Annotated in this window: 12 protein-coding genes; 9 read left to right on the top strand and 3 right to left on the bottom strand. The window is 71.8% G+C overall.

The window, feature by feature from the left end; genetic code table 11:
• Positions 1-101: 101 nt before the first annotated feature.
• Complete coding sequence (locus V8688_RS20910; protein ID WP_218717294.1) at positions 102-587, bottom strand: nitroreductase/quinone reductase family protein; 486 nt, start codon at positions 585-587, stop codon at positions 102-104.
• A gap of 48 nt (positions 588-635) precedes the next feature.
• Complete coding sequence (locus V8688_RS20905) at positions 636-1,364, bottom strand: NUDIX domain-containing protein (RefSeq protein ID WP_218717293.1); 729 nt, start codon at positions 1,362-1,364, stop codon at positions 636-638.
• A 78-nt stretch (positions 1,365-1,442) separates the two neighbouring features.
• Here V8688_RS20905 and nadA point away from each other — a divergent pair, with 78 nt between their 5' ends.
• From nadA to V8688_RS20885, 4 genes are all read left to right on the top strand, one after another.
• Positions 1,443-2,480: a quinolinate synthase NadA gene (nadA, locus tag V8688_RS20900; protein ID WP_218717292.1), complete on the top strand. Its 1,038-nt coding sequence runs from the start codon at positions 1,443-1,445 to the stop codon at positions 2,478-2,480.
• A gap of 37 nt (positions 2,481-2,517) precedes the next feature.
• Positions 2,518-4,179: an L-aspartate oxidase gene (locus V8688_RS20895; protein ID WP_342801514.1), complete on the top strand. Its 1,662-nt coding sequence runs from the start codon at positions 2,518-2,520 to the stop codon at positions 4,177-4,179.
• 264 nt (positions 4,180-4,443) lie between these two features.
• Positions 4,444-5,304: a carboxylating nicotinate-nucleotide diphosphorylase gene (gene nadC / locus V8688_RS20890; RefSeq protein WP_218717290.1), complete on the top strand. Its 861-nt coding sequence runs from the start codon at positions 4,444-4,446 to the stop codon at positions 5,302-5,304.
• A 126-nt stretch (positions 5,305-5,430) separates the two neighbouring features.
• A complete protein-coding gene (locus V8688_RS20885; protein WP_218717289.1) occupies positions 5,431-6,201 on the top strand; it encodes an aminoglycoside phosphotransferase family protein in 771 nt (256 codons plus the stop codon).
• A 137-nt stretch (positions 6,202-6,338) separates the two neighbouring features.
• On the opposite strand, the gene V8688_RS20880 is transcribed toward V8688_RS20885, so the two are convergent.
• Positions 6,339-7,520 (bottom strand): winged helix DNA-binding domain-containing protein, encoded by a 1,182-nt coding sequence (locus V8688_RS20880; protein WP_342801513.1) that lies wholly within the window; start codon positions 7,518-7,520, stop codon positions 6,339-6,341.
• A 191-nt stretch (positions 7,521-7,711) separates the two neighbouring features.
• On the opposite strand from V8688_RS20880, the gene V8688_RS20875 reads away from it, so the two are divergent.
• From V8688_RS20875 to V8688_RS20855, 5 genes are all read left to right on the top strand, one after another.
• On the top strand, positions 7,712-9,814 hold the full coding sequence (locus V8688_RS20875) for a TRAP transporter fused permease subunit (RefSeq protein WP_218717287.1): 2,103 nt from the start codon (positions 7,712-7,714) through the stop codon (positions 9,812-9,814).
• A gap of 50 nt (positions 9,815-9,864) precedes the next feature.
• Positions 9,865-10,854, top strand: coding sequence for a TAXI family TRAP transporter solute-binding subunit (locus tag V8688_RS20870; RefSeq protein WP_316574053.1), 990 nt, complete (start codon positions 9,865-9,867; stop codon positions 10,852-10,854).
• A gap of 139 nt (positions 10,855-10,993) precedes the next feature.
• Positions 10,994-11,986, top strand: a complete 993-nt coding sequence (locus tag V8688_RS20865; RefSeq protein ID WP_316574054.1) for a prolyl oligopeptidase family serine peptidase — start codon at positions 10,994-10,996, stop codon at positions 11,984-11,986.
• Between the two features lie 82 nt (positions 11,987-12,068).
• A complete protein-coding gene (locus tag V8688_RS20860; RefSeq protein ID WP_342801512.1) occupies positions 12,069-12,941 on the top strand; it encodes an arylamine N-acetyltransferase in 873 nt (290 codons plus the stop codon).
• 154 nt (positions 12,942-13,095) lie between these two features.
• On the top strand, positions 13,096-13,803 hold a 708-nt coding region (locus V8688_RS20855), incomplete at its 3' end, for an acyltransferase (RefSeq protein WP_342801511.1).

Below are 13,803 nucleotides of genomic sequence, written 5' to 3'. Positions count from 1 at the left end.
CGACGCCCTGTTGTTCGGCATCCTGCCGCGCGGCTGAGCCGTCGCGCGACGAGCGAAGTCGTGCCCGAGCGCGGCCGCGCTCGGGCGTCAGCCGGCGGGTATCACTGCGCGCGGCGCAGGATCACCAGTGGCAATGGCTTGTCGACCTTGGCCTGGTACTCGGCCAGCAGTGGATTCTCGGCCAGGGCCCAGGCCGCGAACTCGTCGTAGCGCTCGCCGGTGAGCACGTCGGCCGTCGCCGCGAAGCGTTCGCCGCCGAGCTCGATCGTTACCCGCGCATCGGCTTTGGCGTTGTGATACCACGCCGGGTAGCGGTCTTCGATGAACGAACTGACGTACAGCACGTCTCCCCGGTAGAGGGCTCCGAGCGGGACGACGTGCGGCTTGCCGCTCTTGGCGCCGGTCGTCGTCAACAGCAGCAGGGTCGCGCCCTGGTAGTCGCCGCCGACCCGCCCGTCGTTCTCCCGGAACTCGCGGATGACGTCGTCGTTCCAGCCGGCCATCTCATCCGGGTCGAATTCCCGGTTCCACGGCGCGTCCGGATCGTCGTAGGAGGTGATCTGTGGCTTCGCGGTGTCTTCGCCCATGCTCGGTAGTGTGACAGCGGCCACCGACAGGTTCGGCGGGGTGAGCGCTCAGCTCGGGGGACGCAGGGCGGCGAATTCGTCGGTGACGCGCAGGCCGGAGTCGGTGAAGCGGTAGAGCGCGGCGGGGCGACCGCCCGCGCGGCCGGAGGGCGCGGTGTCGCCGGTGGGGGTGATCACTCTGCGGCGGGAGAGGACGCGCTGGAGGTTGGTCGTGTCGACATCGTAACCCAGTGCCGCACAATAGATTTCGCGCAGGGTCGACATGGTGAAGGTGTCGGGGGCGAGCGCGTAGGCGATATTGGTGTAGGAGAGCTTGGCGGCCAGGCGGGTGCGCGCGTGGTCGACGACGGTGCGGTGGTCGAACGACATATCCGGCAGCGCCGAGACCGGGTGCCAGGTGGTGTCGGCCGGGAGGGCGGGCTCGGTGGTCAGCGGCACCAGGCCGAGGTAGGCCGAGGCGATGCGGCGCGGGGCCGGGACGCGATCGGGCGCGCTGAACACCGAGAGCTGCTCCAGGTGGGCCAGCTCGCGTACGTCGACCTTCTCGGCGAGCTGGCGCCGGGCCGAGGCGTCGAGGTCCTCGTCGTCGCGCAGTCGGCCGCCGGGCAGCGACCAGGTGCCCTTCTGTGGGTCGAGCGCTCGCTCCCACAGCAGAACCGCCAATTCCGGGTGCCTCGATCGACCACCGGCACTCCTACCTGCGGAAACGTCGGCGGGGAAGCGGCGAACCTGGAACACCGCGGTGAGCGATTCGTGGATGGTGTTACTATGGGGCACGTTTTCGATTCTAAGTCGAAAACCTGGTTAGGTGCGAATCGAGGCGATGGCGCCGTTCGCACGAGGAAGGGAGCCACCATGGCGACGACGACCGCACAGCCGACGCTGATGGGTTCGGTCTTCGACGGACCCACGGGGTACACGGGTGTCGAAGCGACGCCGGAGTGGGCGCGGGAGGTGCGGCGGCTGGCGCGTGAGCGCAACGCCACGATCCTCGCGCACAACTACCAGCTGCCCGAGATCCAGGACGTGGCCGACCACGTCGGCGACTCGCTGGCCCTGTCGCGGATCGCGGCCGAGGCCGAAGAGGACACCATCGTTTTCTGCGGCGTGCATTTCATGGCCGAGACCGCGAAGATCCTCAGCCCCGCCAAGACGGTCCTGATCCCGGACCAGCGCGCGGGCTGCTCGCTGGCCGACTCCATCTCCGCCGAGGAGCTGCGGGCCTGGAAGGCCGAGCACCCGGACGCGAAGGTGGTGTCCTACGTCAACACCACCGCCGAGGTGAAGGCGCTCACCGACATCTGCTGCACCTCGTCCAACGCCGTCGACGTGGTCGCCTCGATCGACCCCGATGTCGAGGTGCTGTTCCTGCCCGACCAGTTCCTGGGCGCACACGTCAAGCGCGAGACCGGCCGCGCCAACATGCACATCTGGGCGGGCGAGTGCCACGTGCACGCCGGCATCAACGGTGACGAGCTCACCGAGCAGGCGCGCACCCACCCCGACGCCGAGCTGTTCGTGCACCCGGAGTGCGGCTGCGCCACCTCGGCGCTGTACCTGGCGGGCGAGGGCGCGTTCCCGGCCGAGCGGGTGCACATCCTGTCCACCGGCGGCATGATCGACGCGGCCAAGGCCTCGACGTCGAACCAGGTGCTGGTGGCGACCGAGGTCGGCATGCTGCACCAGCTGCGCAAGGCGGCGCCCGGGATCGACTTCCAGGCCGTCAACGATCGCGCTTCCTGCAAGTACATGAAGATGATCACCCCGGCCGCGCTGCTGCGCTGCCTGGTCGAGGGCGCCGACGAGGTGCACGTCGACCTGGCGATGGCCGAGGCCGGTCGCGCCTCGGTGCAGCGGATGATCGCGATCGGCAACCCCGGCGGTGGGGAGTGACCGCGCCGTTCGCCGCGCGGTCGAACCGGTAACGACCATGACGGCGACGGTTACGGTTTCCTGGGAGGCCGAGGTCGACCTGGTGGTCATCGGTGGTGGCGTCGCGGGACTCACCGCGGCCCGCACGGCATCGCTGCGCGGGCTGCGGGTGCTCATCCTCAGCAAGGGCGGTCCCACCGACACCTCGACGCAGTACGCGCAGGGCGGCATCGCGGTCGTCGCGCCGCAGGGCGATTCGGTCGACTCGCACGTGCGCGACACGGTCGAGGCCGGTGCCGGGCTGTGCGAGGTCGAGGCCGTGCGCTCGATCGTCGCGGGCGGTCAGGCGGCCGTGGCCGCGCTGACCGACCTCGGCGCGGTGTTCGATCTCGGCCGCGACGGCCAGATCTCGCGCACCCGCGAGGGCGGGCACAGCACCCGAAGGATCATCCACGCCGGTGGTGACGCCACCGGCGCCGAGGTACAGCGCGCGCTCAACGCGGCCGGACTGCCGGTGCTCTTCGGCGCCGCCGCGCTGCGGGTGCTGACCGGTCCCGAGGGTGTGCGCGGCGTCGTCGCGATGTCGGACAACGGTTTCGGTGTCGTCCGTACTCCCGCGGTGCTGCTGGCGACCGGCGGGCTCGGCCAGCTCTACGCCTCGAGCACCAACCCGCCCGGCGCGACCGGCGACGGTGTGGCGCTGGCCCTGTGGGCCGGGGCCGCGGTGGCCGATCTCGAGTTCGTGCAGTTCCATCCGACGGTGCTCTACACCCCGGGCGGGGTGGGCCGTCGGCCGTTGATCAGCGAGGCCGTGCGCGGGGAAGGCGCGATTCTCGTCGACGCCGAGGGCGAATCGGTGACGGCGGGGGTACATCCGCGCGGTGATCTGGCCCCACGCGATGTGGTGTCGCGGGCCATCGCGGAGCGCATGCGGGCGACGGGTACCGATCACGTGTTCCTCGACGCGCGCCACATCGCCGGCTTCGCCGCGCGGTTCCCGACGATCACCGCGTCCTGCCTGGCCGCCGGGATCGACCCCGCGGCGCAACTGATCCCGGTCGCGCCCGGCGCGCACTACCAGTGCGGCGGGGTGCTGACCGATACCGAGGGGCGCACCGAGGTGCCCGGACTCTACGCCGCGGGCGAGGTCGCCAGGACCGGGCTGCACGGGGCGAATCGGCTGGCCTCCAACAGCCTGCTCGAAGGGCTGGTCGTGGGCGAGCGCGCCGGAGCGGCGGCGGTCGAACGGCGCGGTGCGCGCACCGATGTCGAGGAGATCCCGGCGTGGACGGTGGACTTCGCGGAGCGGGCAGTCGTGCAGCAGGCGATGACCGAGCACGCGTCCGTCGTGCGGGACGGTGCCGGGCTCGGCATCGCGCTCGCCCGGATCGACGCCGCCCGGTCGGTGGTGTCCCCGCTCGATGTCGCCGCGCCTCGGGCGGTCCAGCCGCTGGATGGGACCGGCTCCGGCGAGGGAGTTTTCGACGCCGCGCGCACGTTGCGCCGCATCGAGGACGCCGCGCTGACGCTGACCGCCCGTGCGCTGCTGATCGCGGCCGCCGACCGGGCCGAGAGCCGGGGCTGCCACACCCGCTCGGAGTATCCGGGTCCGGTCGAGGATCAGCGGCACAGCACCGCGGTTCGCCTCGGCGCGGACGGGGCGCTCGGACTGTCCACCGTCGCGGTCGATGCCGTCGCGGTGTCGATCGGTGCGCGGTGAACGACCACCCGCAGGCGTGCACATCGGTGCGCGGCGAACGCCGGGCCCCGTCACCGACCGGTGCACGCCGCGCGGCGGTGATCATCGACGGCGTGGTCTCGATCGAGACGGCCTGGTGCTCGGCGGACCGGTCCGCACCGCGCCGAGGTGCGCCCGGCCGGCAGTACGCGGCATCAGGTGCCGCACAAGCAATTCCGGCGGGCCGGTGAGGATCTCCGCTGGATCGAACGGGCGCATGCCGCGCCCGAGAACAGGAGTGCAGTGATGGCTCTGGATGCCGCCCTGGATCGTGCGGAACTGCTGACGCTGATCCGTACCGCCCTCGACGAGGACCTGCGCTACGGACCCGACGTCACCACCGTCGCGACCGTGCCCGCCGACGCGGTGAGCAAGGCGTCGGTGGTCTCGCGCCAGCACGGCACCGTCGCGGGCCTCGACGTCGGGCTGCTGGTGCTCGACGAGGTGATCGGCGCGGGCGACTACACCGTCACCGACCGCGTCGCCGACGGCACCAGGGTGGAGCCGGGTACCTCGGTGCTGAGCATCGAGGCGCCGACGCGGGGCTTGCTCACCGCCGAGCGGACCATGCTGAACCTGGTGTGTCACCTGTCCGGCATCGCGACCGCCACCGCGGCGTGGGTCGACGAGGTCGAGGGCACCGACTGCAAGATCCGCGACAGCCGCAAGACGCTGCCCGGGCTGCGGGCGCTGCAGAAGTACGCGGTGCGCGTCGGCGGCGGCGTCAACCACCGGATGGGGCTGGGCGACGCGGCGCTGATCAAGGACAACCACGTCGTCGCCGCGGGCTCGGTCGTCAACGCTTTGCGTGCCGTGCGCGAGCTGGCCCCCGAGATCGCCTGCGAGGTGGAGGTCGACAGCCTCGAGCAGCTCGACGCGGTGCTGGCCGAGAACGTCGAGCTGGTCCTGCTCGACAACTTCCCGCTCTGGCAGACCCAGGCCGCCGTGCAGCGTCGCAACACCGCCGCGCCGAACACCAAGCTCGAGTCCTCGGGTGGTCTGTCGCTCGAGCAGGCCGCCGACTACGCCCGCACCGGGGTCGACTACCTGGCCATCGGCGCCCTGACCCACTCGGTTCGCGTCCTGGACCTCGGGCTGGACATGTGAGGCGATCGCGGGCCTGACGTCCGCAGCGCGGGACCAACGGCAGGCAGTTCTGTTCCCGGTGGGGGCGTACGGTCGTCGACGGCGATCAAGGGGCGCGATAGCCCAGCGGTGCTCTAGCGTGGGGGCGTGGAGTTCTCGCAGGGGTGGGACAGCCTCGCCGTCCTGGTCGACGGCCGCTGGGTCGAACGCCGCCCGCGCCGACCGGAGGTCGCCGACCAGCTCCGGCGCGAGACCCGGTTGCTGCCGTGGCTGGCACCGCGACTGCCGTTACCGGTGCCGGTCCCCGCTGTCGTGACGGAGTCGCCGCTGGTCGTGCGTCATGCGCTCGTCCCCGGCCGGGCGGTCGAATCGCTTACTGCCGAACACGGTCTCGCGATCGGCGCATTTCTTCGCGCCCTGCACGACAGCCCCGGCCCCGAGGCGGTGCGGCACGGGTTGCCCTCGGCGACCGAGACCGGCGACGACCGGGAGGCGACGCTGCGGCGGTTCCGGGCCGAGGTCGTGCCGATGCTGCCTGCCGCTCGCCGGGCTCGGGCACAGACGATTCTCGATGCCGCGCGGGATCTTCCCGCGGACACGATCGTCCACGGTGATCTGGGACCCGAACACATCCTCGTCGAGGGTGACCACGTCAGCGGTGTGATCGACTTCGGCGACACCCACCTCGGCGACGCCGCGAACGACCTGGCATGGCCCCTGTACGGCGCACCGGCCGCCTTCGCCGCCGCCGTCGCCACGGCCTACGGCCGCACCGACTCCCTGCGCCGCCGCGCTCTGCTCTGGCACCAGCTCGGACCGTGGCACGAAGTGACCTACGGCGCCGATATCGACGACGCCGAGACGGTCCGCAGCGGCCTGGCCGGAGTCCTCGACCGCCTGGATCTCACCGCCGACTGACTTCGGCGCAGGCTGCCGGTCTTCAGCTGATCCTCGTGCTGCGCTCGGTGGCCGCGTGCCACCACCGGGGCGGATGTGTGCGCGTCCCCCAACGTGGTGTGGTCCCCGGATCGGGCAGCCGCGAGCCGCGCCGGTGGCTAAGCCGTCAGTTCGCGCTGGAGCGGGGTGCGGAAGCGGGGGATGGCGCGGATGTCGCCGAACCAGGCGGTGGTGCGGTCGGTTTCGGCGTCGATGAGATTCCTGGTGTCGCTGCCGACGTCCTCGAGCAGGTGGGTGACCACCTCGCCGTCGGGGCGCTGGGCCCAGCCGCCGACGATGCGGCCGTCGGCCCAGATGGTGGGGCCGATATTGCCGTTGCGGTCGAAGAGGGCGGGGGCGTGGGGGCCGAGGAACCAGTCGCGGGACTGCCAGCCCATGGGCGTGGGGTCCAGGGCGGGGAGCAGGGCGGCCCACGGTTCGGGGGTCGGGACCGGAGCCAGGTCGTCGGCCAGGACGATGCCGGTGGTGCCGTCGTCGAGGTCGACGTGGGCGATGTCGAGCTCGGCGAGTGTTGTGCGGACCTCGCCGAGGGTCCAGCCGGTCCACCACTTCAGGTCGGTCACCGGGGCGGGGCCGAACGCGCGCAACCACCGGCGCACCAGCTCGACCCGCGCCTCGGCGGCGGGGATCGGGGAAAGGTCTGGGGGGAGCCAGGTTTCGGCGGGAGCCCAGGTGTACTGACTGCTGGTCCAGCTGCCGTTGGGGCGGCCGCGCACGATCCGGCCCTCGGCGCCGAGCACCACCAGCACCCAGGTGGTGATGCTGGTCGGCTTCGAATACGACTTGCCCGGCGCGGTATCGATCTGGGTGCGCAGCCGGGGGACGTCCTTGCTCAGCTGGGCGCCGGTGGCCGCGCCGCGGGCGAGCAGGGCGGCGTGCGTCTCGGCCTCGACATCGGAGAGCCATTCCTGCACATCGCCGTCCACGACACCCGCCTGCTCGAGGTAGCGGCCGTAGGCCTTGCGCTGCTTGATCGCCAGCGCGTCGCAACACGAGGACTGCAGCACCGGGACCAGCTCGGTCGGGGCGACGAACATGGTGCGGCGCATGGCGAGCAGGCGCACCAGGGTGCGCTCGTCGTAGAGCGCGCGCTCCACGTGGGCCGGGGTGAGGTCGACGCCGCGCGCGCCGACCGACAGATAGACCGTAGCCGGATCGGTGGCGTGCAGGACCACCATCGAACGCGCGATCTCGGTCGGCTCGGTCGAGCGGGTCGACGGCGCGAGCCGATGCCTGGTCGCCAGGCGGGCCCGGCGTTGCGCGGTATCGATCGAAGGCATGCGCGGATCCTAGGCGGACCCACCGACATCCCCGCGTCACCGCCTGCCGAGTGTGCCGTCCCGGTCGCAGCGGTCGGGTGGATCGTGCTGTGACACAACGCCGAAGGCCGGGGGTTCTGTCACTTTTGTACAGAATTCCCGGTCGCCGTTTTCGCCGCCGGGCGCCTGCCGGTGTTGTTATCGTCGCGCTCATGAGCGCAGCGCCACCGGTCGTGACCTCGGCCGAACTCGGCGTCGACGACCAGGAACGACCGGCCCGCACCCTCACCGGTTTCCCGGCCCGGCTGGTCGGCGTGGTGGCGTTCGCGCTGGCGGCGCTGGCGTTGTGGCAGGTGTTCCGGCCGCTGCCGCAGGGCAGCCAGTACTACCTGGTCGTGTTCCTGGCGATCGCGCTGCCGCTGGTGTTCCTGAGCTACCGCTCCGGCTGGGGCAGGCTCGACAGGGCCGACGCGCCCGCGCCGCTGGACTGGGTGCTGGCCGCGGTCACCCTGGTCGTGTGCCTGTATCCGGTGCTGCCGTTCACCCTCGGCGCGGGCGGCGGCGGATACGACGCCTTCCTGGACCGGCAGGGCATGCTGGCCCCGGTCGACGTCGTGTTCGGCGCGGTGCTGCTCGTGCTGATCCTGGAAGCCTGCCGCCGCACCACGGGGTGGATCCTGCCGCTGGTCTGCCTGGTGTTCCTCGCCTACGGCTACTACGGCGGCCTGCTGCCGCAGAGCTGGGCGATCGCGCACGCGGGGCTCGATGTCGACCAGATCGTCGACGCGCTGTACAACTCCGGCAGCGGCTTCTACGGCACCCCGCTGGACGTGGCCGCCAGCTACATCGTGTTGTTCACCCTCTACGGCGCCGTCCTCGAATTCTCCGGTGCCGCGAGGTTCTTCGTCGATCTGTCGGTCTCGCTGTTCCGGCGCTCGCACAGTGCGGCGGGGCGCACGGCGGTGGTGTCGGGGTTCCTGCTCGGCACCGTCTCCGGGTCGGGCACCGCGACCGCGGTGAGTACCGGCGCGGTCACCTGGCCGATCCTGCGCCGGGCCGGCTACCGGCCCGAACAGGCGGGCGGCATGTTGGCCGCGGCGGGCGTCGGCGCGATCCTGTCCCCGCCGACACTGGGCGTGGCGGCCTTCATCGTCGCCGAATACCTCGACGTGTCGTATGTGACGGTGCTCGGCTGGGCGCTGATCCCGACACTGCTCTACTACCTCGGCATCCTGCTGTCGGTCGAGATCGACGCCCGCCGCATCCACGCCGAGGGGCGCGCGCCCGCCGACCTGGCCGACGGCCCGCTGCCGAGGCCGTGGTGGAAGCTGCTGGGGCGCTTCGGGTATCACTTCTCCTCGCTGATCGTGATCGTGGTGCTGTTGCTGGCCGGGATGAGCGCGACCCGCGCGGTCGTCTACGCCACGGTGCTGGCGCTGATCCTGGCCGTGCCCGACCGGATTCTGCGCGCGCGGTCGGTCGCCGCCGCGGAATCCCCGGCCGACGCGCCGGGGCGGGAGTGGTCGGCGCGCGATGCCGGGCAGTTCACGCTCGCGGCCCTGCGCACCCTGTCGCTGGGCATGTGCTCGGCGCTGCCCGTGGTCGCGGTATGCGCGGCGGCGGGCGTGATCACGGCGATGACCACCAAGACCGGTCTCGGCGCGCAACTGGCGTCGCTGCTGGTCCGCGCCGGATCGGTGCTCTCCGACGATCCCGCCGTCGTACTGGCGACCACCGCGGTGCTGGCGGCGATCGCGTTGTCGCTGCTGGGGCTGGCGGTGCCGGTGACGGCCTCGTTCGTCATCGGCTGGGTGATCATCGGACCCGCGCTGCTCGACCTGGATGTCGCCGCGCCCGCGGCCGCGATGTTCGTCTTCTACTTCTCGGTGCTCTCGGAGGTGACGCCGCCGACCGCGCTGGCCGCCGTCGGCGCGGCCGCGGTCACCGGCGCGAAGACGATGCCGACCATGTGGGCGGCCCTGCGCTACGCGCTGCCTGCGTTCCTGGTGCCGCTGATGTTCGTGCTCACCGACGCCGGCCAGCACCTGCTCGGGCGCGGCGCCCTGCTCGACGTGCTGTGGGTGAGCGCGGCCGCCTGCGTCGGCGTCGCGGCGCTGGCGGCGGCCACCGGCGGCTGGTTGTTCGGCATCGGCGCGATCGGACCGGTGCCGCGCGGACTGGCCGCGGCCGCGGGCCTGATCCTGCTCTACCCGAATCCGACCGCGACCGTGCTCGGTCTCGCGGTCCTGCTCGTCGCCGTGCTCGCCGGCGTCGTCGACCGGCGGCGACGCCGAACAGCCACGGCCACACCGTGATCCGTGGACATCAGCAGGCGGCGACGTGGCCGTCGACGAGAGGGGACCTCATGCTCAGAACAATGGTCGCCGTGGCGGCGGTGTCCGCCGCGGCCGCGCTGCTCACCGGATGCGGTGGACGCCAGGACACCCCGACCACCGACGCCGGCGGCGCGGTGACCTGTGACGTGCGGCAGGACACCAGGATCGGCATCGCGACCGGCAATGCCACCGGCGTGTACTTCGCGCTGGGCAACGCCTACGCCGAGCAGATCTCGGCCGCCACCGACGGCAAGGTCAAGGCCACCGCCGCCGAGACGGGCGCCTCGGTGCAGAACATCCAGCAGGTCGTCGGCGGCACCTACCAGGTCGGGTTCTCGCTGGCCGACTCCGCGGCCGACGCGGTGGCGGGCAAGGGCAGCTTCACCAGCGCGCAGCCGGTGCGCGCGCTGGCACGGCTCTACGACAACTACACCCAGGTCATCGTGCGCTCCGAGGCCGGGATCAACTCCCTGGCCGACCTACGCGGCAAGCGCGTCTCCACCGGGTCGCCGAAATCCGGCACCGAGGTCATCGCGCAGCGCGTCCTGCAGGCGGCGGGCCTCGACCCCGACAGCGACATCGCCGCCCAACGACTGGACCTCACCAAGACCGTCGACGGGCTCAAAGACGGCTCGATCGACGCGATGTTCTGGTCCGGCGGCCTGCCGACGCCCGGCATCACCGACCTGTTCACCACCGCCAAGGACAAGGTCCGGTTCCTCGACATCACCGGGGTGCTGCCGAAGCTGAAGGAGATCAACCCGGTCTACGAGACCGCGCCGATCCCCGCGGCCACCTACGGCCTGGCCGCCGATGTGCCGACCATCGTGGTACCCAACCTGCTCGTCGTCCGCGACGACCTCGACGCGAACCTGGCCTGTGTGCTCACCGAGACGCTGCTGGAACGCAAACCGCAACTGGAACAGGCGAATCCGGCCGCCAAGGGCATCACCGCCGAGACCGCGAGCAAGACCGCGCCGGTGCAGCTGCACCGCGGAGCGGAGGAAGCGCTGCGCTGAGTCGCGATGCTGTGCTGAGCTGCCGCGCGCTGAGCTGGCTGTGGTGCTCAGCTGTCGCGGTGCGCTAGCCGCCCCCTACGGTCGCGTGTCGCGACGTGTGCGGTGGGTCCGGCGCACCGCGACAGCGGACAATCACGGCATGAGGCAGTGGGGCCGGGTCGTCGCGGCGGTGGTGGTGCTGGTGGGTGGTGTGCTCGTCGGTGGGCCGGGCGCGGTCGCGCAGCCGGTGTGCGCGCCGGGGGTGAGCGTGGTCCCGGTGCGTATCACCGTCGACGGCGAGCGGGCCACCGGGCGGGTGTACGAGCCGTATCGCTGTGCGCCGGGCGATATCTCGGACGATCAGCTGGTGGTGGCGGTGCACGGGCACGGCGGCTCCTCGGCCGACTTCGCGCCGTACATGACCTCGCTGGCGCTCGTCGGCGGCTCGCCGATCCTGCTGATGGACCTGCGCAGCGCCGAGGGACCGTGGCGGGCCGGGGAGTGGAATCTGTGGGCGGGCTGGCACGACGTGGTCGAAGCGACCCGGTGGTACCGCGATGCGCACCCGGCCGTGGCGACCACGGTGCTGTGGGGCTGGAGCCAGGGCGGCATCACCAGCGGCTTGGCTGTCGCACACGGTCCCGCCGGACTGTTCGACTACTGGGTCGACAACTACGGTCCCGCCGACGATTTCACGATGTGGGCCGACGGCGCGGCGGTGGATCCCGCGCTGCCTCGTCAGATCGAACGCGACGCCGGCGGCTGCACCCCGATCGGCTGCCCGCTCGCCTACGCCGAGCGCTCACCCGCGCTGCTCGCCGACCGGATGAGCATGCGCCGGGCCTTCCTGATCCACGGCACCGCCGATGCCATCGTGCCGTTCCGCACCAGTGTGGAGCTGCGGGACGCGCTGGCGGCGGCGGGCAAGCCGTACTCGTTCTACACCGTCGTCAGCGGGCGCGACCTGTCCGGCGCCGTCGTGCCGGGCAACCACGACATCGGACCCGCGTTCTTCGAGGGCGGGTGCGTGGTGCTGCGCCTGCTCGCGGGCACCGAACCGCTCGCGCCCGCCGTCGGCGACTACGTCGTGGATGTGGGGGCGGGCGTGGTCACCGCGCCCGCGCCGCCCGTCGGCGCGAAATGCGCCGCCTGACCCGCGTCGACGGGCGCGGCGGAACACCGATCCGGCACGGTGCGTTGTCCGGGGGGAGTTGTCGAGGCGAAAGAGGAGCACGGTGACCGAACCGACGCAGCGGGCCGACCGCTGGCAGGGCGAAGAGCTGGATCTGGACGCTTACCTGGCGCGCATCGGCTACGACGGGCCACGGACCCCGACCGTGCGGACCCTGCACGCGCTGGTCGCCGCGCACACCACGGCCGTGCCGTTCGAGAACCTCGAGATCATCCTCGGGCGCGGCATCCCGCTGGACCTGGCCACCCTCCAGGACAAGCTCGTGACCCGGCGCCGCGGCGGCTACTGCTACGAGAACGTCACCCTCTTCGCCGCCGCGCTGGAGCGGCTCGGCTTCGGCGTCACCGGGCTCAGCGGCCGGGTGACCATGGGTTCGCTCGACTCCGGCGCGATCCGGCCCGCCACCCACGCCCTGATCCGGGTCACCACCGACGACGACGCGCGAGTGTGGATCTGCGACGTCGGCTTCGGCGCCGGGCCGCTCGCGCCGTTCGAACTGACCGACGAGCACGGCGAATTCACGCTGGGCCGGTGGCGCTTCCGGCTCGAACGCCGCACCGGCGAACTGGGCGCCGACCTGTGGGTGCTGCACCAGTTCGCCCGGGACGGCTGGCAGGACCGCTACGCGTTCACCCTGGACCCGCAGTACCGGATCGACTACGCCGTCGGCAACCATTTCGTGTCGACCTCGCCACGCTCGCCGTTCACCACCCGTCCGTTCGTGCAGCGCTTCCGGCCCGACGTGCACCACGTCCTCGACGACCTGACGCTGACCACCGAATACCCCGACGGCACCTGGTCCGCGCGCGACCTCGACCCCACCGACCTGCCGAAAGTCCTCACCGAGGTGTTCGACATCGACCTCGACGACACCGACGCCGCGGTCCTGGTGACCGCGCCCTGGCGCGTCGACTGACCCCTCACATCGACGGCCCCGCGCACGGCTCGGCGGTTTGCTTCCACGGTGTCGCTACGGCAAATTGATGGTTACTTGCCGGGAAACACACCCCCGCGCTGTGGGGTAGGGAAACGAATCTGTGGGGTCGTTGGTGCCGAAGGTGCAATCCGCGTTGCCGGTTCAGCCGGAGGCGACAATCCAGTCCGGACCGCTCGCCGGTCCGGCGGTCCGGCGTCGGGATCTGGACGGGTTGCGCGGTCTGGCGATCGCGCTGGTCGTGGCGTTCCACGTGTGGGCGGGCCGGGTGTCCGGCGGCGTCGACGTGTTCCTGGTGTTGTCGGGATTCTTCTTCACCGGCGCGGTCGTCCGCGGCGTCGAACGGCGCGGTGGGGTGGCCGCGGGCGCGACCGCGCGCCGGACCGCGCGCAGGCTGATGCCCTCGCTGGTCGTCGTCCTGGCGGCGATCGCGGTCGCCACCGTGGCGCTGCGGCCCTACACCCAGCTGGGCGAGACCGCGGCGCAGACGCTGGCCTCGATGTTCTACGTGCAGAACTGGTATCTGGCCACGGCCGAACTCGACTATCTCGCGCCCGACCCCTCGGTCAGCCCGCTGCAGCATCTGTGGTCGATGTCGGTGCAGGGCCAGTTCTATCTGGCGATCCTCGCCGTCCTCGCGGGGTGGGCGTGGCTGCGCCGTCGCGGCGCGGCCGGTCGCCCGACGCTGCTGGTCGCGCTGGCCGGGCTGGGCCTGCTCTCGTTCTGGTACGCCGCATTCGGCACCGCGCAGCACCAGGCGTGGACCTACTACGACAGCATCGCGCGGGTCTGGGAGCTGCTGGCGGGCGCCGCGCTCGCCGTCGCCGCGCCCGCCCTGCGGGTG

This window comes from Nocardia sp. No.11, from assembly GCF_038752175.1.
Taxonomy (GTDB): Bacteria; Actinomycetota; Actinomycetes; order Mycobacteriales; family Mycobacteriaceae; genus Nocardia; species Nocardia canadensis.
Note: the sequence above shows the minus strand (reverse complement) of the source record. Positions and strands in the feature narration are given on the sequence as shown.